Raw genomic sequence first — 22,093 nt, forward strand, 5'->3', positions numbered from 1 at the left:
CCTTGATATGACTGCATTTCTAAACGAAAATTACGTCAAAAACCTTGACCTAATATAAAAAGTTTTTATTTTCTGAATTTAAAAGACTATTATTTCAATAAAATAATCTTTTTATCCTTAAACTTACATATATATAAAGTGAAACTTTAATCATTGAGGTTTTCCTCATCCCCATTAATTATTAGCCCTCACCAAGCGGATTTGTACCGGATAAACAAGATAGGTGGTGAACATATGCCCAAAAAAGTTCTCATTTTTTGTGATCCTGGGATTGATGATACGATGGCTCTCCTCTTAGCATTCTTTATCGATGAAATAGAAATCGTCGGTATCGTTGCTGATTACGGCAATGTTCCAAAAAAAACGGCCGTAGAAAATGCTCATTTTTTTAATAACGAAACAAAGAATAGAAATATCAAGATATTCGGTGGTTCAGAACGTCCCCTTACTGGTGCCTCACCTGCGTTTTTTACGGATGTACATGGGAAACAGGGGCTCGGTCCAATTATTCCAAAGGTGAATGTGACTAACGGAGAAATGGAGAATTTTTTTGAAGTCATTCCTCTTATTGAACAGTATAAAGATGAATTAATCATTGTGAGTTTAGGAAGACTTACCTCCCTAGCAATTTTGTTTATCATGTGCAAACAGTTAATGAAACAAATTAAATCTTACTACGTAATGGGCGGTGCCTTTTTACATCCTGGTAATGTTACCCCTATTTCCGAAGCAAACTTTTATGGCGATCCTACTGCTGCTAATATAGTCCTTCAATCCGCAGTTAACATGTACATATACCCATTAAACGTCACTCAATACTCCATCATTACACCAGAAATGGCAGAATACATTGAGGCAAAAGGAAAAGCTCCACTTGTCAAACCGTTATTTGATCATTATTACTACGGATATTATAAAGACGCCCTACCACATTTAAAGGGGAGCCCCTTCCATGACACAATGCCAATACTCGCTTTATTTGATAACTCTATGTTCACGTATCATAAATCACCTATTGTTGTCATGACAGAATCCTCTGCACAAGGAGCAAGCATAGGGGAATTTCGTTCTCTAGTGAACCAGAAGCCATTTATTGATTGGCCGGTTCATCAAATCGCAATTGATTTTGACTATAACCGCTTCTTCAAACATTTCATGTCACTTATGACGGGTGAACAATTTTAGCATAAAAAAACAGACCGTGATTTCTCACGGTCTGTCGTTTATTTCCTACAATTATCGTTTGATGTTATAGAAAGATTTGATACCATCGTAAACAGCGATTTCGCCTAGTTCGTCTTCGATGCGTAATAATTGGTTGTACTTAGCAATACGGTCAGTACGGCTCATAGAACCAGTTTTGATTTGGCCAGCGTTAGTTGCAACTGCGATGTCAGCGATTGTAGCATCTTCAGTTTCACCAGAACGGTGAGATACAACTGCTGTGTAACCAGCACGTTTAGCCATTTCGATAGCTTCGAAAGTCTCAGTTAAAGTACCGATTTGGTTAACTTTAATTAAGATTGAGTTAGAGATACCTTTTTCGATACCTTCAGCAAGTTTTTGAGTGTTAGTTACGAATAAATCGTCACCAACTAATTGTACTTTATCACCGATACGCTCAGTTAATAATTTGTGACCATCCCAGTCGTTTTCGTCTAAACCATCTTCGATAGAGATGATTGGGAAGTCTTTGCAAAGCTCTTCATAGAAATCAACCATTTCTGCAGAAGTTAAGCCAGTACGGCCTTCGCCTGCAAGGTCATATTTACCAGTTTCTTTGTTGTAGAACTCAGAAGAAGCAACGTCCATTCCTAAGAATACGTTCTCGCCAGCTTTGTAACCAGCTTTTTCGATAGCTTCGATGATTACTTCTAAAGCTTCACGGTTAGAACCAAGGTTTGGAGCGAATCCACCTTCGTCACCTACTGCAGTGTTAAGACCTTTGTCATGTAATACAGCTTTAAGTGCATGGAATACTTCAGCACCCATACGGATTGATTCTTTGAATGTTGGAGCACCAACTGGTAAGATCATGAACTCTTGGAAGTCAACGTTGTTATCAGCGTGAGAACCACCGTTGATGATGTTCATCATTGGAGTTGGTAATTGTTTTGCATTGAATCCACCAAGGTAACGGTATAATGGAAGACCTACGAAGTCAGCTGCTGCGTGAGCTACTGCCATAGATACACCAAGGATAGCGTTAGCGCCTAGTTTACCTTTGTTTGGAGTGCCATCTAATTCGATCATAGCACGGTCGATACCAGCTTGGTCAGTTACATCGAAACCAGCGATTTCTGGAGCGATAATTTCGTTAACGTTGTTTACTGCGTTAACAACACCTTTACCAAGGTAACGAGATTTGTCACCGTCACGTAATTCTACTGCTTCGTGCTCACCAGTAGATGCACCACTTGGTACGATAGCGCGTCCGAAAGCGCCGCTTTCTGTGTAAACTTCTACTTCTACAGTTGGGTTACCACGAGAGTCAAGGACTTCGCGAGCATAAACATCAATAATTGTTGACATAATAAATTCTCTCCTTTTTATATAAGCAAATTATTTAATAATTGTTTTACCTGTCATTTCTTTCGGTTGTTCCACATTTAAAAGTGTAAGCATTGTTGGAGCGATATCTCCTAAAATACCACCTTCACGAAGCTCTACATCATTTTTTGTAACGATGAAAGGAACCGGGTTAGTTGTATGAGCTGTCATAGGACCGCCATCAGCAGTTAACTCCTGATCAGCATTACCATGGTCAGCAGTAATAAGTGCTACACCATCTTTTGCAAGAATCGCTTCTACAACTTTTCCTAAACATTCGTCAGTTGCTTCTACTGCTTTAATTGTTGGTTCCATCATCCCAGAATGGCCAACCATATCACAGTTCGCAAAGTTAAGAATGATAACATCATGTTTATCATTTTCGATTTCATTTACTAAAGCGTCCGTTACTTCGTAAATGCTCATTTCAGGTTTCAAGTCATACGTTGCAACCTTCGGTGAGTTAATTAAGATACGCTCTTCTCCTGGGAATTCAGCCTCACGACCACCGCTAAAGAAGAATGTAACGTGCGGATACTTTTCAGTTTCCGCGATGCGAAGTTGCTTTAATCCCGCTTGCGCAACAACTTCACCTAAAGTGTTATCAAGGTTCATTGGCTTGAATGCCACGTAACCATCTACAGTTTCACTGAAGTGTGTCATACATACGAATTCTGGAATGTGAGGTACTTTTTCACCACGATCGAACTCACGGAAGTCTTCGTTTGTAAATACACGAGCAATTTGAATTGCACGGTCTGGACGGAAGTTATAGAAGATAACTGCATCATCATCATTGATTGTTGCAACTGGCGTGTTATCTTCGTTAACAATTACAGACGGCAATACGAATTCATCATAGATACCGTTCGCATAAGAGTCTTCTACACACTCTTCTGCTGATTTATAAGTAGGGCCTTCACCATTCACCATAGCACTGTAACATTTTTCTACGCGATCCCAACGCTTGTCACGGTCCATAGAGTAATAACGACCAGAGATAGTCGCGAATTGTCCTACTCCTGTTTCTTTAATTACTTCATTCGTTGCATCGATATAACCTTTTGCTGTTTGTGGTCCAACATCGCGGCCGTCTAAGAATGCATGGATATAAACTTTCTCCACGCCTTCTTTTGCTGCTAAGCGAAGAAGAGCAAACATATGGTTCATGTGACTGTGCACACCACCGTCAGAAAGTAAACCGAATAAATGAAGTGCAGTACCTTTTTCTTTTACACTTTTAATTGCATTTTGAAAAGTTTCGTTCTTATCGAACTCGCCTTCACGAATTGCAACGTTAACGCGTGTTAAGCTTTGATATACTACGCGGCCAGCACCGATATTTAAGTGACCAACCTCAGAGTTACCCATTTGACCTTCTGGAAGACCTACTGCCTCGCCACAAGCTGTAAGCGTTGTGTGAGGGAATTTGTTCCAGTAACCATCAAAATTAGGTTTCTTAGCTTGTGCTACAGCATTCCCGTAAGTTTCTTCACGAAGTCCGAAACCGTCAAGAATGATTAAAGCTGTTGGCTTTCTCATTTTACCGCCCCCAGAAGACCTAAGAACGAAGCAGGCTCTAAGCTAGCACCGCCAACTAAAGCGCCGTCGATGTCAGATTGTGCCATATACTCTTTAATGTTTTCTGGTTTTACGCTACCGCCGTATTGGATACGAACAGCTTCTGCAGCTTCTGGAGAAACAGCTTCTGCAACAACTTTACGGATGTGCGCACATACTTCGTTTGCATCTGCAGAAGAAGAAGATTTACCTGTACCGATAGCCCAGATTGGCTCATAAGCGATAACAGTTGCTTTAACTTGCTCTTCTGTTAAACCTGCAAGTGCTTTTGTCACTTGACCTGCTACTAGATCAAATGTTTTTCCGCTTTCGCGCTCTTCTAAAGTCTCACCACAACATACGATTGGTGTTAAACCATGTTCAAATGCTGCGATAGTCTTTTTGTTTACTGACTCATCTGTTTCAGCAAACATTTCACGACGCTCAGAGTGGCCAAGTACTACATAGCCAACTTTTAAGTCGCTAAGTGCTACTGGGCTAATTTCGCCAGTGAATGCACCATTTTTTTCGAAGTGCATGTTTTGTGCACCTACTTGTAAGTCAGTTCCTTCAGTTGCTGCTACAAGGCGCTCTAAGAATAGAGCTGGAGAGCAAACTACTGCATCAACAGCTGAAGCTGCTGGGATTTGACCTTTAACTTCCTCTACGAAGCTAACTGCTTCAGATAGAGTTTTATTCATTTTCCAGTTACCTGCGATAATTGGTTTACGCATGCTTTGCACCGTCCTTTTTCTTTGGCTGCTACTTATTTGTCGTTAAGACAAACTACACCTGGAAGCTCTTTACCTTCCATGAATTCTAATGACGCACCGCCGCCAGTAGAAATGTGGCTCATTTTATCAGCCATACCGAATTTTTCAACAGCTGCTGCAGAGTCACCACCGCCGATAACAGAGTATGTATCTTCTGCATCTGCTAATGCTTGTCCTACTGCTTTTGTACCTTCTGCGAATGGAGTCATTTCGAATACACCCATTGGTCCATTCCATACAACAAGCTTAGAATTTTTAATTACATCTGCATAAATTTCACGTGTTTTAGGACCGATGTCCACGCCTTCCCAGTTAGAAGGGATAGAGTCGATACCAACGATTTTAGTTGTTGCAGTTTCAGAGAATTCCTCAGTGATTACAACATCAACTGGCATGTAGAAGTTTACGCCTTTTTCTTTTGCAAGTTGCATAAATTCTTTAGCTAGTTCGATCTTGTCGTCTTCACATAGAGATAGACCAATTTCATGACCTAAAGCTTTAACGAATGTGTAAGCAAGTCCACCACCGATGATTAAGTTATCTACTTTGTCTAATAGATGACGAATTACACCGATTTTATCTTTTACTTTCGCACCACCGATGATAGCTGTAAATGGACGTTCTGGGTTAGAAAGTGCTTTACCAAGTACATCTAACTCTTTTTCCATTAATAGACCAGATACTGCTGGTAGGTAGTCTGCGATACCTGCTGTAGAAGCGTGAGCACGGTGAGCTGCACCGAATGCATCGTTTACGAAGATGTCAGCAAGTGCTGCAAATTCTTTCGCAAGTTCTGCATCATTCTTTTCTTCGCCCGCATAGAAACGTACGTTTTCAAGAACTAATACGTCGCCTTCGTTCATTGCTGCAACCATTTCTTGTGCAACTGGTCCGAATGCTTCGTCCGCTTTTTTAACGTCTTTACCAAGAAGCTCGCCTAAACGTGCTGCTACTGGAGTTAAACGCATTTCTTCTACTACTTGACCTTTTGGACGGCCTAAGTGACTTGCTAAAATAACTTTCGCACCTTGCTCTACTAAATATTGAATTGTAGGAAGAGCTGCACGGATACGAGTTTCATCTGTAATTTTGCCTTCTTTCATAGGTACGTTGAAATCAACGCGGCAAAATACACGCTTACCTTTTAAATCTACGTCACGAATTGATTTTTTGTTCATTGGATTTCCCTCCGACTACTAGTTAGGATTGACAAAACCCACTCAAAAGCTTAACACATTTGCTTTTAAAACGAAAGAAGAGAGAGAGGGAACAAACCCTCTCCCTCGTTTTGTCATTGATAACTTATATAATTAAGAATTAAAGACCTTTTGAAGTCATGTAAGCTGCTAGGTCTACTACGCGGTTAGAGTAACCAGTTTCGTTATCGTACCAAGAAAGTACTTTAACCATGTTACCTTCCATTACCATTGTAGATAATGCATCGATTGTAGAAGAAGCTGTACATCCGTTATAGTCGATAGATACTAATGGCTCTTCGCTGTATCCAAGGATACCTTTTAATTCGCCTTCAGCTGCTGCTTTGAATGCTGCATTTACTTCTTCAACTGTTACTTCTTTGTCAAGTTCAACAACTAAGTCAACTAGAGAAACGTTAGCAGTTGGAACACGTACAGCGCCACCGTTTAATTTACCTTTAAGTTCTGGTAATACTAATGCTACAGCTTTAGCTGCACCAGTAGATGTTGGGATCATGTTTTCAGCTGCTGCACGAGCACGACGTAAATCTTTGTGTGGTAAGTCTAAGATTTGTTGGTCGTTAGTGTAAGAGTGAATTGTTGTCATCATTCCGCGTTTTACGCCGAATTTTTCGTTTAATACTTTAGCGAATGGAGCTAGACAGTTTGTAGTACAAGAAGCGTTAGATACTACGTTGTGGTTAGCTGCATCGTATTGTTCGTGGTTAACACCCATAACTACAGTGATATCTTCGTCAGAAGCTGGAGCTGAGATGATAACTTTCTTAACTGATCCACCTAAGTGTTTCTCAGCGTCTGATTTTTTAGTGAAACGGCCAGTAGATTCTACTACTACTTCTACTCCGTAGTCGCTCCATGGTAATTGAGCTGGGTCACGCTCAGCGATAACTTTAATTTCTTTACCGTTAACAACGATGCTGTTTTCGTTAGCAGATACTTCTGCATTTAAAGTTCCGTGAACTGTGTCATATTTTAAAAGGTGAGCTAATGTTTTAGCATCTGTTAAGTCGTTGATTGCTACTACTTCTACCTCAGAGTTGTTAAGAGCTGCGCGGAATACGTTACGTCCGATACGTCCAAATCCATTAATACCAATTTTAGTCATTTGAATTTCCTCCTTGGGGGATTATATTAAAGGGTAAAACCCTTTGTTAACTGTTTTGCTGCACCTTCATCTGTAATTAGAATTGAAGTGTGCCCTTGTTTAATTACAGCCTGTATTGCTTTTGCCTTTGAAGAACCTCCAGCGACTGCAACAACGTGAGATACATTTTGTAAGTCCTCTAGTTGCATACCAACCGTTCTTACTTTATGAACAACATTTCCTTCTTCATTAAAGTAGTAACCGAAAGCTTCGCCAACTGCTTCGCTTGCCTGAATCTTTAACCAATCTGCTTCTGAAGTACTTCTGCGACGTGCCATTGTTAACGCATCACCTATTCCATGAATGACGATATTGGAAGATCGAATCAACTCAAGAACTTCTTTCACGGAAGGCTCTGTCACAATAGACGCATATGCTTCGCTACTAACATGGTCTGGAACATACAATAAGCGATAATTACTCATCGTATTTTGCGCCATCTTGGCACAAATGGTATTGGCTTCTAATTCAACACCTTCTCCAATTCCACCACGTGCTGGGACAAATAGCATATGTAAATCTTTGCAATCAAGTTGCATCATGTCCGCAGCAGCAGCTAGCGTAGTTCCTCCAGCCACAGCAACGATATTATTCGCTGTCAGACGGTCTTTTATACAAGTCACACAAGCACGGCCCATCTCCAGTTTGACCCAAGGTGATTCATCACTATCACCAGGGACAACGAAAACTTCATCCAAGTCTAATGTTTCCTTAAGTTGCTTTTCTAAAACCTTTAACCCGGAAATTTCTTTCATAAAGTCTTCCAAAGCAAGAACTAAAGCTGTTCCTTCTTCTGTCAAAGTCATTCCAGAAGAAGCGACGTGAACTAAGTTTTGTTCTTTCAAAACTTGAACTTCACTTCGCAATACTCGTTCTGTCATACCGAGACTTGCTGATAAGTTTCTTCTTCCAATCGGCTGCATGAGCCTAATGTATTGAAGAATTTGCATTCTCGTTTGCATAACAGGTAGCAGATCAGGTAATAATTTTTTTGTATTCTGAATCCATGAGCGCATATCTTTTCTCCTCACTACATCGGTTCATTTTCCCTCGTGGTCACTTTACGTCCCGTAGTGACATTTTGTGTCCCACATAGGTTAAAAAAATAATCCCTGCTACGTGTATTATTGTAACAGGAGATAGAAACTTATTCAACTCTTAACTGCATTCTTTATATAGTTTATTATGACACCTTTGTGAATGTTACCATATTCTACTTGTTTTCCGTCCATTTCTACAACCGGAATCATTAAGTGATATTTTTCTAAAAGGTCATTATCTTCATATATATCTATTTCCTCGATTTGAAAAGAATATTCACATTGTACTTCCTGTAAAACTTGTTTCGCCTTCACGCAAAGGCCACAATCTTTTTTAGTATACAGTACAACTTTCATCTTCTTCACCTATCCGATCGTTTTTCGTAATGACGAAGCTGGGATATGCATTTGTTCTCTATACTTCGCCACTGTTCTTCGAGAAATAACAATTTCATGCTCTTCTTCTAATAATTTTGAAATCTTTTGATCTGAAAGTGGCTTTTTCTTATCCTCTGCCCCAATTAGCGTTTGAATAAATTGTTTTACACGTTTTGTAGAAACTGCTTCATCTTCAGTCGTCGAAACGGCATTGCTAAAGAACGATTTCATCTCAAATAAACCGTGTGGTGTTTGCACATATTTATTTCGCGTCGCACGACTAATTGTCGATTCATGCACACTTAACTCTTCCGCTACCTCTTTTAAAGCGAGAGGTCTTAAATACTCTGGACCTTTCCAGAAGAAATCACGTTGTTTTTCCATAATAATAGTCATTACTTGCAGCAATGTCTGTTTTCTCTGCTTCAAACTGCGCATAATCCACTGCACATGCTGATACTTTTCTGATACGTAAGATGCTACTTCACTTTCACTATTATTAAGAAGCGCACTATATTCAGAATGAATTTCAATTCTCGGCATATTTCTCTCATTCATTTGTAAAACGAGGCGATCGCCATCTTTTTTCACCGCCATATCAGGTACAATGTAAAGTGGTTTATCTGAAGAAAACGCAAGACCTGGTTTTGGTTGTAATGACGTTATACAATTTACCGCACTCTGCAATTCCTCATTACTACATTTCAACACTTGAACGAGCTTTCGCCAATCTTTCTTCACAAAATAAGCGAAATGATCTTCTACAACCTCTTCTGCTAATCCATTACGTCTTTGTAAGCGCTTCAATTGTAAGGTTAAACATTCCTGAATATTACGCGCCCCTACCCCTGCTGGCTCCAGTGATTGGACAAGCTCTACAGAACGGTCGACTACATGAATATGTGCAGAAAGGAGCTCTGCTAACTCTTCATTCGTTTCTTGTAAATATCCATTTCCATCCATGTTCATAATAATGAAAGAAGCTACTTTTCGCTCTTCTTCATCTATTTTATAATACTGTATTTGATTTAATAAATGTTGCTGAATCGTTGTAGAATCCACACTGTAGATCTCCATCTGATTCTCGACTTGTTTGCTGGTACTTTTACTGTTGTTAGAGCTCTTTTTCTTCTCCCTCTCAAAACCACCTAACTCAATAAGGGGATTCTCTAACGATTGCTCATACAAAAACTCCGATAATTCTTGTACATTATACTGGAGCATTGTAATCGCTTGCCTTAACTCTTGTGTCATTGCCAAACGTAAGCTTTGTTCTTGTAAAAGACTTGCCTTCAAACTAATCTCCCCCTTGTTTCTATTGTACAATAAGTTTGGTAAAAGGAGAATCCTCACGCAGACACCCATTCCAAAATATTATTAATTTATATGTATTAATGAGATTTACAACTTACAACCGAAATTTGAATAATATTGAAAGAAAATAATAAAATTAAAAATTATTATCAAGTACTAATAGTAAATCTTATTACTAGATATAACAAGAGGTAAATAAAAAAAGTCCTAACCTACAAAACGTAAGTTAGGACTTTTTGACGCGCCCAGAGGGATTCGAACTAATAGTAAAATACCCCTTTTATATCAAGGCTCCTTTAGATTTTTAGAAGTAATCGTGCAAAATTCATGCAAAATTATTTCAGCGTGCAAAATCTACAAAAAACAAAAGAGCACAGCGTGTATATAAAGTGCGTCAACACTCTATATACCGTCCGCCTAACCCATCTAGGCAAACACTTGCTGTACTCTTACGGACTATTTTACAGTACGTAAGGGCTCCTTAGCAACAGTTTGCTTACACCTGGCATTCTGTTGCTTTTTTGTTTATACAAAGGGGCTAATTAATGATGAAAAAGAAACGTATCGATGTTATCGCAACTAAAGAATCCTTCCACAACTTATCACCATTCAAAGATGTGGAAGAACTAAACAAAACTATACGTACACACAGAGATAATATCCGTATGTCTATTAAGCGTACGGATGTACAATCTAAACTCATTACATTACTCGAAATTTTAAAACGCCACAGCTGCAAATATGTAGGTGTTAGTTTCCTATGCAAAAATTCAATCGCTGACATGATGGAAGTTTCATATAAAACTGTACAACGTTTAATGAAGAAACTTGTGGATCTAGAGATGATTAAACAAGTAGCAATGAAACGTAAAAAAGATATGCTTCAAACTTCTAATGCTATTATTATTCAACCAATTGTGGAAGAAATGTCCGACAAGGTAGATACTAAAAGTCCTACAAAGTGTCCTACCATTAAAACAAAACCTGTTTCCTTAAAACAAAATATAAAAGATATAAACAAACGTAATAGTAATGAGAATAGCAATACTCCAGAAGAGAATATTGAACAAGCTGATTTTGTTGCTCACTGGGTACCAGAACGTTTTGTTTCTTTAGTTAGCTCTTTTTACAGTGAATCTAAAACAATTCAAGAACTGTGGAAGGTCGTAAGACAGTGCAATAAAGTTACAAACTTCTCTACAGGTGATAAAGCATTTACTAAAGACCAGGAACTTACTATTGGCTTAAAAGCTATTAAAGAATTTGTTATGAAAATTAAATCAGGAGTAAAAATGCAGAAAGGTAAATTCGCTTATTTCAACGGGATTGTAAATAAATTAATGGACAAGTTCTATTTTGATAAAGAATTTATGGGAGTATAATACCTTCAAAAACACGAACAAACGTTTGATTTATTATTAGCAACTTGTTATTATATGGTTAGATATTCCATACACAAAGTGAGGCATACACCATGAAACCATTAACAAGTAGACAAGCTGAAATTTTAACTTTTATCCAAGGAAAGGTCGTAGAAAACGGATTCCCTCCTACCGTTAGAGAAATTTGCCAAGCGACTGGACTTGCTTCAAGCTCCACAGTTCATGGACATTTAATACACCTAGAAGAGAAAGGTTATATTCAGCGAGATCCATCTAAACCACGTACAATAAAAATTTTGAAAGGAGGACTTATATGATTCACAATCCAATAGCATTTGAAAAGGACAAATTGATTAGAGAAATAATTTTGGCTCAAAAACAAAGTGGGCACCTATTATACCACCACAATAACCACGTAGAAATCGCGCATCTTATTTATGAACATCACGGCTATAAACAATTTTTACTAGACAATCCTAGTGCGGTAAAAATTTCTTTAGAAGAATTAAAAGAGAAACATAAACAAGTAATGGATTTACTTGAACGAGTTAAAAACCTCTAAAAGCGAAATTAAATGTAATATTTACAGTTGTTGCATGAAATTGGTATGATTTAGGTATTATTTCAAGGAGGTTTTTTCATGAGTTATGACACGATTGCATCGCTACAACGTATGCAACAATTAGAACAAGCTCAAGCTGCAAATGGGAAACGACTGATTTTAAAGCGAATAAACCCTACATTAGACATTTGGTTAATTGTTATCGGAGTTATTTTGTTTATCCCTACATTAGGATGGTCTCTTATACTATACGCTCTTTTCTTTGGTATCAGAGAAATTTTCGCTAAAACATGCTTAGTACAAAACGTTGCTACTGGAGAGAAATTCAGAGTGGATAAACAAGACTTCAAACAATATAAGAGGAATTTTAAGAAGAAAGAAAAACAAGTTAGAAGAATTTCTGATTTATAATAAAAATCCCCCTCTAAATATAGAAGGGGATTTTTTAAAATATATGTTGGAGAACTCTTTTTCGATAGCACTACATCACCTAAGTAACAATGTAGTAGAAAAATTAGAACAAACAGTGCGCTATCAAAAAACAACATGTAAAATATACAATATTTAAATGTAGAATGTCAATATACTCTTATTTAATTTCTACATAATAAGAACTAGCTGTAATATAGAATACGCTACCTCTACTATTCTTTACTTTATATTGTGAAGAGCCATTTACAGATACTTTATCAAGGATTGTAAATCCTAATCCTTCATCCACAGTTCCTGCTACATCTCTATCAGCCCAGGAAGCTTTTGAATAGAAGCGTAAGTCATTCACTTTAGAAACTACACGTTTGCCTTCCACAGATGACGATTCTTCTTTATAGCGAATGTATGATGAATCGTTATAAACCCACTGATTTCCTCCAAGATTCAACCAGTTTCCTACTTTACCCCAGACTTTATATGATTCACCTTTTTGTAATTTACGAATAACACTATTTGTTGTGGATGGACCAGAACGAAGGTTTACATTGTATCCATCAATATACGCTACTCCCACTTCATTAATAATACCAGGTACTTCATTTGGTTGCTGTGGCTTTGGTTTAACTGAAATAGAATCTCCAGTATATGCTTTTAATACATCAGCACGAAACTTTGATTCTGATACACCATGACTGCGAAGATAATCAATCGGATCTTCGTGATCTGTGCCGCCAAGTTTATACGTAATGTCTTTATGCGTCCACAATCCAATGGATGGATCAATGTTTCTATCACGTAAAATCTTAGCTAGTAGTTTCACATATCTCTCATAGGATTTTTTAAATTTAATAGGGTCACTAGTTTCAGAGAGCTCTACATGAACAAATCGTTTATTGGCTGCTGGTCCTGCTCCCCATGCTTGATACTTAGTAGAAGCAATTTGAATTGTTTCATCCCAATCTGTTGCATAATGTACAAATGCGGAACGCCATGTTCTCGCTTCATAATTTCTAATATTAATAGCAGGTGCTTCCGGTGTCGCTGTGGAGTGTGCTACTACTCCTTCATATGCACCTACACCATATCTATATCCTTGCTTTGGTAAATCTGGGATAATCATTTCTCTATCTGCAAAAACACTTCCTACAGATGTTAATAGAATAATAGAAGCGGTCACAACTGAGCTTAATACTTTAATAGTCTTTTTCATTTTACATATTCCCCTTTTTCTTCATGGTCTGTCCAAATACCTAATGAAACACCTACCGCAAATACATAAGGCAATAATTCTTCAATAAAGTTTTTGGCTTCTGGCATTCCAAACTTAGTAAATAGAAATCCAAGCAAAGAAAAAACCGCAATCCAGGTACGCCAGTTGCGGAATCGTTTTTTGATATTCTCTTTTGACATTTTACATGCCCCCTTTCAACAGCAATCCAATAAGTGCTGTTACAATTGCTCCGATGATGATTCTAAGAATCCATGTAGTATTGGCGCTAATTTTCTCAATGCTTTCTTCGATTTTCACAACTTTACTCTCAACGACAGCCAGACGTACCTCTATGCCTTGAACCTTCGTTTTGTTTTCTTCGCAATCTTTACATTTGTCCACTGTTATCACCCCATTCCAAAATAAAAAAGCCTGCTTATGCACGCTTAATCTGTAATATCTAAATTAAAAAGTTAATTGCAATATGAATTGTATTTCCACTTTGAACACCATTTACGAAAATTCCACCATCACTTTTAACTGTAATTTCACAAACTGTTGGTCCATTGCCATAAGCGAGTGCTGGGAAAGCGATGTTTTGCACAGGACGAAACCCAACCGGAAGGACTGCGAATATTGTTGTATTTGCTGGATTTCTAACAGATCCAATGACGGATATCTGCTCACCGCTTCTTTTATATTTCAAAATTCTATCGGGAACATTCTCTACCCCAGTTGTAGGAAGGTTAATCCATCCAATATCAGTCGCCTGTTTAATTGTTCCATCAGTTCGAATTTCTACTCTTTTGGACCAATCCCATTCATCACCTTGCTCTTCTGTAGAAGGAGCGATAACAAGTTGGCCTTGTGCACCTTTATGAAGAACTGTTTTATACGAACGACTACCAATTACGATAGCATTATCAGTATTAAAATGAGTCGTTCCCGTATACGTACCGCCTGTTTTAGGTACAATCTCTTTCTCTAATACCAAACGAGACCATTCGGACCACTTACCACTGTTATTTATTCGAATATAAATTTCATTCCAGTTTCCAAGCAGTGTAGCTTTTTGGACAAGAGCTGCATTACTGCTAGATTCTACGGCGACAAACCATGTATATATTGAATTATTTGGTGTATTTTTGAGTTGGCTTCCTACATAGAATCCAGATTTTACAATTGTATTCAAATCTATATTTGCAGCCAGATCAACGGAACTTCCATCATCGTCTGTAACCTTCCACAGTTGATATTTCTGACCTGTAACTGCTGCTGTCAATTCGTTTATACGTTTATTAGCTTCATCAATTTGCTTTTGATACCCTTTAACCATTTCAAGGGCTTTATCAAACTCTGAAATGTAATTTTCAATTTTAATATTCCCTTCTTTTACATCTCGTCTTAATGTAATACGAATGTCTGGTGTACTCATTCGTTCGTTACTTTTTTCGAATACAAAATAAGCCGTCCAATCATCCGATGTAGAAACAGCTTGAGATGTAAACGAATATGAAAACACACCATTCTTTGCATCAACTATTTGAGCATCATCTCGAATGAATACTCCTGTGTGATTTGTCGCTTCATATTTAACCACATACCCTGTTAAATCCACCTTCTCCCCTTTTTCTCTTACGTTCACCGTAAGCTTCAATCCATTCTTGTCATTTTGCCGAGAACGAATTGTTTTTGTAAACACAGGATCTGCTAAATCTATCATAATTTCCTCATTTCGCATAACTACACCTCTTTCTAGCTACTCCGTTTCACATGTCTAAATGGCTTTTTCTGACGTTTCACCCTGTTCCTATGCTTTATATTCCCTTTAGGTGTTAATGGCTCTAATTCTTCCAATCTAGCATCCGTTTTTATCACATGCTCTTGAAATGCGCTTGTCAATTGTGAAAGCATCCCGTATAGGCCTACACCATTTTCTTCTGCTTCCTTTGGAATAACTAAACCATAATGTGTAGGAATTGCATCTGTAGTAATTACCGGCTCTCCTTCTTTACGATTCATACGCATCTCATACAGTTTGGGAATATCGGTTTTCAAATTGTACTGTTTAATTTCCCATTCCATTACCTTTTCAAGTGCGCTGAATGCAATAGGACGGATATTGGTTTTATATGTTTCTTTAGAAGAAACTTTGAAGTCTGAAGCAATTACTCCTTGATAATATGATCCAAGAGCTGTCTTTATTTGAATATAGCCATTTTCGTAACTCGAATTTCGTATCATAGCATTTGGAAGTATGATATCTGTATCTCCTCCAGATGACACTCCAATACTCGCAATCCAATTGTCATTACGATAAAAGCGGAACTGATCTTTGACTTTAAACCTCATATCAGTTTGAGCATTTAGGACAATCATTTTGTCAGCATCAAGCATTGCATTCCCTGTTTGCGAAAAGTATAAAGAAGCTGCATTCAAGTATCCATTGCCATCGAGTCCTTTTGTGATTCCAATTCCACCAGACTTAACGCTCGTATCTGAGAATTGGTACACCATAATAGCCCCATTTGCCCCTGTGGAATCTGAATCTCCGCCTAAAATAAGAGTAGGTTGTATTTCATTTCTACTATTTTTGTAATACCCTACAAACACCCTTGTTCTAGATGACTCATACAAGCGTATGAATTGCTTTGAAATATTTACATAGTTCACACTATCTGAAGTTCGTAATGTTGCACCTGTTATTTCTCCACCTTGCACAAGATTTCCACTCAACGTACCTGCAGTAATAAAATCAGCAACAATTCTTCCATCACTTGTAATGGCAGTTCCGTATGGTCCATTCACCCCTGTGGAAGAATACCCTAATCCATTCAAATTCCATTGCCAAACCTTTTTAGCACTTTTTTCATCTTTCGTATCCATAATTAAAATACGATCTGGATAAATACGGACATGTCCTCCGAATCCTGAATTAATAAGGCTTGTAGCATTCGCTTTTGCTGCATCCAAAATAGAGCCTGGCATATTGGATAACTCTTCTTGTACCAGATCAACTCTACCGGAAACGTCCGTAAAGGATTCTTTGAAGTTACCAATGGTTATATCCAGATACTCTTTTTTTATTGGATCATATTTATAAGCAATTACCTTCGCCTTTATATCAATACCATCTTCTTGATGCTCAACCGTAACCGTATCTGCCATATAAACACTCTGTAAATGCTTATAATCCTTATACTCTTCCGTTTGTGATAACTCCTGAAACTTAACGTTATAATTCGCTTTAGGCTGATCAACCTTTTGAATAGCAAACATATCCTTAGCTGCCTGGCGTAATAACCTATATGCTTCTTCTAACGGAACTGCATCTTCATCGTCAGCATTTTCACCAATAGCTGCTTTAATATGTTTAAACTCAACCACTTTAATTTTAGGATGAGGATACTTATTTATAAGTGGGCTATCCACATACTTTTCAGGAAGAAATAACCCATCAAAACCTTGTGGCATGATTCTAGTTATGGGACTTTTCCAATCCACATTACCTTCATATCCTAATAAATCTTTCTTATGGCGAATCACTACTCCACGATCCATACCACGATTTTGTAGCATCTTCACATCAAAATTATCTCGTTTTAATTCGCCGCCCCAACGATTAACAAATGAATTATCTTGACTAGAATCCAATAATGCTTCCACAGGATTTTTTCGGACAATACGTGCACTAGCTATCTTTGGTACATCTGAATAAAACTGAAAAGGATGCTTGTATTGGCATCCTGCTGACATACGATTCATAGCTCCATTACCATTTGTTGTTTCAGCAAAAATGTCTTCAATTAGATTTTCTGTTAAGTCATAAAAAATGTGATAACATTGCGCTGTAATCTCACCCATGCTGACTTTAGGAGCTGCCACTCGAAATAGTTGTTCACCATCAGGAGTTGGAACTTTAATGATGCTCATTCCCTCTATTTCCAGACCACGTGGTGCAAACAATGGATAACTAAATGAAAATAAAAATAAACCATTGAGTTCTTCCTCAACAGTTGCGTTATAAATATGTTTATCTAAAGCCCCTATACCATTGTGTGTAAAATCAGTCTCATTTGGTTTATATAAAGTAATCATTTATATCTCCACCTAGGTCGAATTTCCATGAATTGAATTGCTCCTGACCACTCTATTGTATTTTCTCCCACGCCCAATATAGGGAACTGCCCAACCATTTTATTATTCATTGATATGGTATCGGTATATGCTTCAAGTACTTCTGAGTCTATGACAACAGAACCATTCACATCTTTTATTTGAAAAGAGACGTCATTGATTGTTAAACGGAAAGTACCATTTCCCACAATCCAAAACTTAGGATCAGATTCAATTGTACCTGGATTATAAATTACACCAGGTTTGGTGAGCTTTAGATTTACATCCTCTGTATATTCAAAGGGATCTAGCTTAAAATCCACTTCAAATTCACCGTGTTCTTCAATTTCATTTACAATATCCCCTACTACAACATGCTTAATTTTTCGATACACATCATCATCAGTAAAATATAATGTCTTTCCATTCATCAACCAAGCCTTCATGCGTCGCACTAACGGCTTAATATTCTCTTCTTCAAGCATATTGAACTTTATTTTTAAAGGGACATCTTTAAACGCCCCTTTTTTTGTAAGTGAACCATGCCTACCAGACACTTCAATATGTTCTACTTCTTGTTCTGCTGTAGGAATAACAGGGCGCTCTACCATACATATTCCGTAGTCACTTGCCAACTGATTATCGATACCTATGTCTAGCAATTTAAGTCCTCCCTATTCCTATTTTTGAATTACGCCCTTTTTGAGCAAGTGCATCATCTATTTTTCCGACCATGCGGTCGATATCACGATCATCCCTCACTGAAGGATTATAAATATTAATTACAGTTGGTTCAGTAGACATCGTTGCTGCAATCCCTTCACCAATCTCGCCTAATGTCTTTTTATTCAACGGTAAAACTGCTTCTCGCCCCGCTTCTCCTGCACCTTGCAACTGACCATTACTCATTCCAAAGATAGTTGGCCGAGTAAAAATACCACCTTTTGCACGCCATTGCACATCGATCCCAGATGGAAAAGTAATGTCTTTACCCAAAATATTTTTCGTACTAGTCTGCAGACTGAAGTGTGGCATTTTAGGCATTTCCGGTTTCGGAATCTTTAATTTCAAATCACTGAAAAACCCTTTGATTTTATCAATGAATCCCTTTACTTTATCTACCGCATCTTTTATCGGATCAACGATAAATCTCTTTGCTGCATCAAATTTTTCTTGCGCTGCATTCTTTACAGAATCAAATTTTTCCCGTGCCGTATTGTACATATCATTGAACTTCTCTTTTGCAGAATTATAAGCTGAAATCACTGGATCAATAATATATTTATAAACTAGATTCCATGCCGTAAGTGTATAAGATTGGATTTTGGCCCAATTACCTAGTATCCAATTCGCTAAATCATTCAATTTTTCTTTCGTTGCATTCCACAATTCCTGAACAGGCTGAATGACATATTGTTTTACTAGATTCCATGCTGCAGAAGTATATGATTTAACTGTTTCCCATTGTGAATTTAGCCAAGAAACTAAATCGCCAAACTTTTCTTTAACCCAATCCCATGCTTCTTGAACAGGTTGAGTAATATATTGTTTAAATAAGCCCCAAGCAACTTGTGCAGCAGCCTTTATAAGTTCCCACTGCGTACTAAGCCATGTGACTAATTCACCAATTTTCGCACTTATCCAATCATACGCTTCCTGTATCGGCTGTATAATATATTGAGATATTGCCGCCCAAGCAATTTGTGCCCCTGCTTGAATGAGTAGCCAACCTGCTTCTAAAACTGTGGAAACTGCTGAAATAATCGGATCTAAAACTGTGAGTATTGTATCCCAGGTTTCTTGCCAAGCTGTCTTTAATTGATCCCAAATAGAAGTTGCCGTTTCAACAATACCCGTCCACAATCCACTGAAAAATTCACCTAAAGGAGACAATATACTATCTGCTAATTCAATGAATGAAGACCATGATTCTGAAAAATAATCAGTAATACCTGTCCAAATTTCCGATGCTGTATCAGAAATTCCAGTCCATAGATCAGCAAAAAATTGACCGATAGGTTCAAAGAACTCATTTACCATATTTAAAAAATCTGACCAGGCTCCAGAAAAGTAATCAACTGTGGATGACCAAGCATCTTCACAAGTTTGAACTATGCTATCCCACAATTCACCAAACCAATCTTTAAACTCTGACCATTTTTCAGAAAGCCAGTCGGTTATGGCACCCCAATTCTGTATGGCCCAAATAGCACCCGCTATTACTGCAGCTATCCCGGCAATAATAAGCATAACTGTTCCAATCGTTGTACCTAGCGCTATACACGATACAACTACAGCCGCAATAATAGGAGCCAAAAGACCGACTACAGCCGTTAGTCCTACAAAAATAAACGTGAAATTTTGAATCGGCTCTGGTAATTTAGTAAACCCATCCACTAAAGTCTTTATCCCCTCTACTACCGGAGGTAAAACATCTTTAGCTAATTCAGCAAGTTTTTCTCCAAGTGGTTCAAATGCTGCTTGTGTTTCCCTTAAAGCGCTCTGAAATTTTTGTCCGAATGATTCTTCTTGGAGCTTTTTCATTTCTTCCATTTTACCTTCGGTTTTCCCTAATCCACCGTTTAATTCGTTTAGACCTAATACAGCTTTGGCGCCCATGTCTTCCCAACGAGTAGCAAACAAGCCAACTCCAATTTGATTCTGTTTTACCTTGTCATCCATTCCTTTTAAATCATTTAGAACAGCATTGAATACATCAGCTGCAGTTGCTTTACCATCATTAAATGATTTCCAAACCCCTTGAGTTTCTTCGGAAAGATCAGCAAACGCATCAGCCGTACCTTTAGATCCGTCCTGTACTTTCTTTCCGAATTCGGCAACTGTATCATTGATGTAATCGAGATTATACGATCCATCTCGAGTTCCATTTGCTAATATATTGAACATCTCTTCAGCTGAGAATCCTGCTTGTTTGAAGAGGGGAACATATTCTGAAAGGTTGTCAAACAATTCATCCGAGTAATTAAGACCCTCTTGGGCAGCTGCTGCTAATAGATCAAATGTTTTCTCTGTAGATAATCCAAACTGACTCATTACTTGTCCGGCACCACGAGTAGCTTCATTTAAGTCCACATCATAGACTTTAGCTAATGTTAAAACATCCTCCGATGCCATTTGCAATTCCTCATACGGGACATCACGCATATTTTGAAAGACTTTTATAAGCGCATTATCTACCTCTTCAAGATTTTCACCAAAACCTTTTTTCCAAGTATCCACAGCAATCTTTTGAAGATTTTCGGCACCTTTCCCAGTCAACCCCAATGAAGCTTGAATTTTTCTTTGAGAATTATCAAACTCAATTGCAGTATTCACAACCGATTTTCCAACCTCAATTAACTTTTGAGATACGCCTTGTAGTATTTGAGTGGCTTCCATCATATTGTGTAAATCCAACTTCTTACCCAATTGCTCCATACCATCTGCAGCTTGGGAACCACTTTGACCGACACTATGCAACGAATTCTCAAATTGCTTCAATGTAGTTTTAGCTTGATTTAACTTTGCCTCAAGTTGCTGCACTTCAGTAGAATTCTCACCATACACACGCTTCGCTGCACTTAATTGTTGTTCTAAATTGTGGACAACTCTATCGGTCATTTCCATTTGCTTACTTAATTGTTTCTGTGCCAATTCCAACTTATCAGCTTCACTAGCGTTTGCTCCTAATTCAGCATTTTGAAGTTTGAATGAGCTTGTCAAACGCTTCTGTTCAGCTTCAAGTTTCTTAGAATTTTCTTCTAAATCCAGTAAAGTACCGCGTGCTTCCCTCGCTTCAATTGCTTGCTCAGAAAGACCTTCATTCACTCTTTTCATTGCATTATCAAGAGAAGTTTCAGCACGTTCTGCATCTAGCAATTTACCGTACATCTTATTAAGTTGTTCAGCGGTTGTACTTGTGTCCTTGGACATCGCTTGATATTCAGAACGCAACATAGCTGTACGTTTCTTGGCTGCTTCCATTTGAATTTCAAGCTTCTTCTTTTCAGCAAGAAGTTTATCAGTCATCGTCGCATCTTGGCCCATTGCTGCAATATGATTTTTATATTCTTTCGCTGCATTATTCATAACCATATTGATTTGTTTCAATGTATTTGCATACTGAACCTGGCCATCCATTTTAAAATTAAGGACGACGTTTCTTTCTTTACTATTCCCTGGCATTTTCTCACCTCATTTCTTATAGGAATGGTGTTTGATCTAACGTGTAGATTTGTTTTGGTTTCTGCTCATGTAATGCATCCGGATTGTTGTATCTGAGATGCATGATGAATTGCTTTAAAAAATGTGCAGGTGTGATTTTCCAGAAGTCATCCATACTTAAACCCAGCAACGTATTACCGACATAAAAATAAAAATCCCAGTCCAATTCGGACTGAGATTCCTCGTTTTTA

20 protein-coding genes are annotated in these 22,093 nt (G+C 37.9%); 5 read left to right on the plus strand and 15 right to left on the minus strand.

The genetic code is table 11. The features are described 5' to 3' along the window. Window positions 1-234: 234 nt before the first annotated feature. Window positions 235-1,185 carry a nucleoside hydrolase gene (locus ACXKY9_RS25315; RefSeq protein ID WP_001125064.1) on the plus strand — a complete coding sequence of 317 codons (951 nt, stop codon included), beginning with the start codon at window positions 235-237 and terminating at the stop codon, window positions 1,183-1,185. Window positions 1,186-1,236: 51 nt separating this feature from the next. Here the strand turns inward: ACXKY9_RS25315 and eno are convergent, their stop codons facing one another. The 8 genes from eno to rpoN all read right to left on the minus strand — a co-directional run bounded on the left by eno (window position 1,237) and on the right by rpoN (window position 9,958). Further along, window positions 1,237-2,532 (minus strand): phosphopyruvate hydratase, encoded by a 1,296-nt coding sequence (eno, locus tag ACXKY9_RS25320; RefSeq protein ID WP_000103951.1) that lies wholly within the window; start codon window positions 2,530-2,532, stop codon window positions 1,237-1,239. A 30-nt stretch (window positions 2,533-2,562) separates the two neighbouring features. Next, the gene (gene gpmI, locus ACXKY9_RS25325) at window positions 2,563-4,092 is read right to left on the minus strand and encodes a 2,3-bisphosphoglycerate-independent phosphoglycerate mutase (protein ID WP_001231158.1); all 1,530 of its coding nucleotides are present in this window, start codon (window positions 4,090-4,092) and stop codon (window positions 2,563-2,565) included. Continuing rightward, complete coding sequence (gene tpiA / locus ACXKY9_RS25330) at window positions 4,089-4,844, minus strand: triose-phosphate isomerase (protein WP_001231038.1); 756 nt, start codon at window positions 4,842-4,844, stop codon at window positions 4,089-4,091. The genes gpmI and tpiA overlap by 4 nt, the downstream gene beginning before the upstream one ends. A gap of 32 nt (window positions 4,845-4,876) precedes the next feature. After that, entirely contained in the window at window positions 4,877-6,061 is a 1,185-nt protein-coding gene (locus ACXKY9_RS25335) for a phosphoglycerate kinase (RefSeq protein WP_001036350.1), read from the minus strand. A 139-nt stretch (window positions 6,062-6,200) separates the two neighbouring features. Beyond that, window positions 6,201-7,205 carry a type I glyceraldehyde-3-phosphate dehydrogenase gene (gap, locus tag ACXKY9_RS25340; RefSeq protein ID WP_000161236.1) on the minus strand — a complete coding sequence of 335 codons (1,005 nt, stop codon included), beginning with the start codon at window positions 7,203-7,205 and terminating at the stop codon, window positions 6,201-6,203. Window positions 7,206-7,231: 26 nt separating this feature from the next. Beyond that, entirely contained in the window at window positions 7,232-8,260 is a 1,029-nt protein-coding gene (gene cggR, locus ACXKY9_RS25345) for a gapA transcriptional regulator CggR (RefSeq protein ID WP_001258185.1), read from the minus strand. Between the two features lie 135 nt (window positions 8,261-8,395). Next, window positions 8,396-8,641, minus strand: a complete 246-nt coding sequence (locus tag ACXKY9_RS25350) for a glutaredoxin family protein (protein ID WP_000869730.1) — start codon at window positions 8,639-8,641, stop codon at window positions 8,396-8,398. A 9-nt stretch (window positions 8,642-8,650) separates the two neighbouring features. Beyond that, on the minus strand, window positions 8,651-9,958 hold the full coding sequence (gene rpoN / locus ACXKY9_RS25355) for an RNA polymerase factor sigma-54 (RefSeq protein ID WP_000647955.1): 1,308 nt from the start codon (window positions 9,956-9,958) through the stop codon (window positions 8,651-8,653). A 566-nt stretch (window positions 9,959-10,524) separates the two neighbouring features. Between rpoN and ACXKY9_RS25360 the strand changes: the two genes are divergently transcribed. The 4 genes from ACXKY9_RS25360 (at window position 10,525) to ACXKY9_RS25375 (ending at window position 12,331) form a co-directional block, all read left to right on the plus strand. Then, on the plus strand, window positions 10,525-11,358 hold the full coding sequence (locus tag ACXKY9_RS25360) for a hypothetical protein (RefSeq protein WP_038413978.1): 834 nt from the start codon (window positions 10,525-10,527) through the stop codon (window positions 11,356-11,358). A 92-nt stretch (window positions 11,359-11,450) separates the two neighbouring features. Further along, window positions 11,451-11,675: a LexA family protein gene (locus ACXKY9_RS25365; RefSeq protein ID WP_038413804.1), complete on the plus strand. Its 225-nt coding sequence runs from the start codon at window positions 11,451-11,453 to the stop codon at window positions 11,673-11,675. After that, window positions 11,672-11,920: a hypothetical protein gene (locus ACXKY9_RS25370; RefSeq protein WP_038413806.1), complete on the plus strand. Its 249-nt coding sequence runs from the start codon at window positions 11,672-11,674 to the stop codon at window positions 11,918-11,920. The genes ACXKY9_RS25365 and ACXKY9_RS25370 overlap by 4 nt, the downstream gene beginning before the upstream one ends. 78 nt (window positions 11,921-11,998) lie before the next feature. Continuing rightward, window positions 11,999-12,331, plus strand: coding sequence for a hypothetical protein (locus tag ACXKY9_RS25375; RefSeq protein WP_038413808.1), 333 nt, complete (start codon window positions 11,999-12,001; stop codon window positions 12,329-12,331). Window positions 12,332-12,509: 178 nt separating this feature from the next. Here ACXKY9_RS25375 and ACXKY9_RS25380 read toward each other — a convergent pair whose 3' ends face one another. From ACXKY9_RS25380 to ACXKY9_RS25410, 7 genes are read right to left on the minus strand one after another with little or no spacing between them, the layout of a single operon-like run. Beyond that, window positions 12,510-13,562: an N-acetylmuramoyl-L-alanine amidase gene (locus tag ACXKY9_RS25380; protein WP_038413809.1), complete on the minus strand. Its 1,053-nt coding sequence runs from the start codon at window positions 13,560-13,562 to the stop codon at window positions 12,510-12,512. Further along, entirely contained in the window at window positions 13,559-13,762 is a 204-nt protein-coding gene (locus tag ACXKY9_RS25385; protein ID WP_038413810.1) for a hypothetical protein, read from the minus strand. The genes ACXKY9_RS25380 and ACXKY9_RS25385 overlap by 4 nt, the downstream gene beginning before the upstream one ends. A 1-nt stretch (window position 13,763) precedes the next feature. Beyond that, a complete protein-coding gene (locus ACXKY9_RS25390; RefSeq protein ID WP_038413980.1) occupies window positions 13,764-13,973 on the minus strand; it encodes a hemolysin XhlA family protein in 210 nt (69 codons plus the stop codon). A 49-nt stretch (window positions 13,974-14,022) separates the two neighbouring features. Continuing rightward, window positions 14,023-15,303, minus strand: coding sequence for a BppU family phage baseplate upper protein (locus tag ACXKY9_RS25395; RefSeq protein ID WP_038413811.1), 1,281 nt, complete (start codon window positions 15,301-15,303; stop codon window positions 14,023-14,025). A 14-nt stretch (window positions 15,304-15,317) separates the two neighbouring features. Further along, a complete protein-coding gene (locus tag ACXKY9_RS25400) occupies window positions 15,318-17,660 on the minus strand; it encodes a phage tail spike protein (RefSeq protein ID WP_038413812.1) in 2,343 nt (780 codons plus the stop codon). Continuing rightward, window positions 17,657-18,340 carry a phage tail domain-containing protein gene (locus tag ACXKY9_RS25405; protein ID WP_038413814.1) on the minus strand — a complete coding sequence of 228 codons (684 nt, stop codon included), beginning with the start codon at window positions 18,338-18,340 and terminating at the stop codon, window positions 17,657-17,659. Before ACXKY9_RS25405 ends, ACXKY9_RS25400 begins: the two co-directional genes overlap by 4 nt. 1 nt (window position 18,341) lies before the next feature. After that, window positions 18,342-21,863 (minus strand): phage tail tape measure protein, encoded by a 3,522-nt coding sequence (locus ACXKY9_RS25410; RefSeq protein WP_038413816.1) that lies wholly within the window; start codon window positions 21,861-21,863, stop codon window positions 18,342-18,344. Window positions 21,864-22,093 lie beyond the last annotated feature (230 nt).

This window comes from Bacillus sp. 2175, assembly GCF_057812155.1.

What these genes read in the sequence shown, in the direction of transcription:
- ACXKY9_RS25315 (WP_001125064.1), top strand. Translation starts at nt 235, where the DNA reads ATGCCCAAAAAAGTTCTCATTTTTTGTGATCCTGGGATTGATGATACG.
- eno (WP_000103951.1), bottom strand. Translation starts at nt 2,532, where the DNA reads ATGTCAACAATTATTGATGTTTATGCTCGCGAAGTCCTTGACTCTCGT.
- gpmI (WP_001231158.1), bottom strand. Translation starts at nt 4,092, where the DNA reads ATGAGAAAGCCAACAGCTTTAATCATTCTTGACGGTTTCGGACTTCGT.
- tpiA (WP_001231038.1), bottom strand. Translation starts at nt 4,844, where the DNA reads ATGCGTAAACCAATTATCGCAGGTAACTGGAAAATGAATAAAACTCTA.
- ACXKY9_RS25335 (WP_001036350.1), bottom strand. Translation starts at nt 6,061, where the DNA reads ATGAACAAAAAATCAATTCGTGACGTAGATTTAAAAGGTAAGCGTGTA.
- gap (WP_000161236.1), bottom strand. Translation starts at nt 7,205, where the DNA reads ATGACTAAAATTGGTATTAATGGATTTGGACGTATCGGACGTAACGTA.
- cggR (WP_001258185.1), bottom strand. Translation starts at nt 8,260, where the DNA reads ATGCGCTCATGGATTCAGAATACAAAAAAATTATTACCTGATCTGCTA.
- ACXKY9_RS25350 (WP_000869730.1), bottom strand. Translation starts at nt 8,641, where the DNA reads ATGAAAGTTGTACTGTATACTAAAAAAGATTGTGGCCTTTGCGTGAAG.
- ACXKY9_RS25360 (WP_038413978.1), top strand. Translation starts at nt 10,525, where the DNA reads ATGAAAAAGAAACGTATCGATGTTATCGCAACTAAAGAATCCTTCCAC.
- ACXKY9_RS25365 (WP_038413804.1), top strand. Translation starts at nt 11,451, where the DNA reads ATGAAACCATTAACAAGTAGACAAGCTGAAATTTTAACTTTTATCCAA.
- ACXKY9_RS25370 (WP_038413806.1), top strand. Translation starts at nt 11,672, where the DNA reads ATGATTCACAATCCAATAGCATTTGAAAAGGACAAATTGATTAGAGAA.
- ACXKY9_RS25375 (WP_038413808.1), top strand. Translation starts at nt 11,999, where the DNA reads ATGAGTTATGACACGATTGCATCGCTACAACGTATGCAACAATTAGAA.
- ACXKY9_RS25380 (WP_038413809.1), bottom strand. Translation starts at nt 13,562, where the DNA reads ATGAAAAAGACTATTAAAGTATTAAGCTCAGTTGTGACCGCTTCTATT.
- ACXKY9_RS25385 (WP_038413810.1), bottom strand. Translation starts at nt 13,762, where the DNA reads ATGTCAAAAGAGAATATCAAAAAACGATTCCGCAACTGGCGTACCTGG.
- ACXKY9_RS25395 (WP_038413811.1), bottom strand. Translation starts at nt 15,303, where the DNA reads ATGCGAAATGAGGAAATTATGATAGATTTAGCAGATCCTGTGTTTACA.
- ACXKY9_RS25400 (WP_038413812.1), bottom strand. Translation starts at nt 17,660, where the DNA reads ATGATTACTTTATATAAACCAAATGAGACTGATTTTACACACAATGGT.
- ACXKY9_RS25410 (WP_038413816.1), bottom strand. Translation starts at nt 21,863, where the DNA reads ATGCCAGGGAATAGTAAAGAAAGAAACGTCGTCCTTAATTTTAAAATG.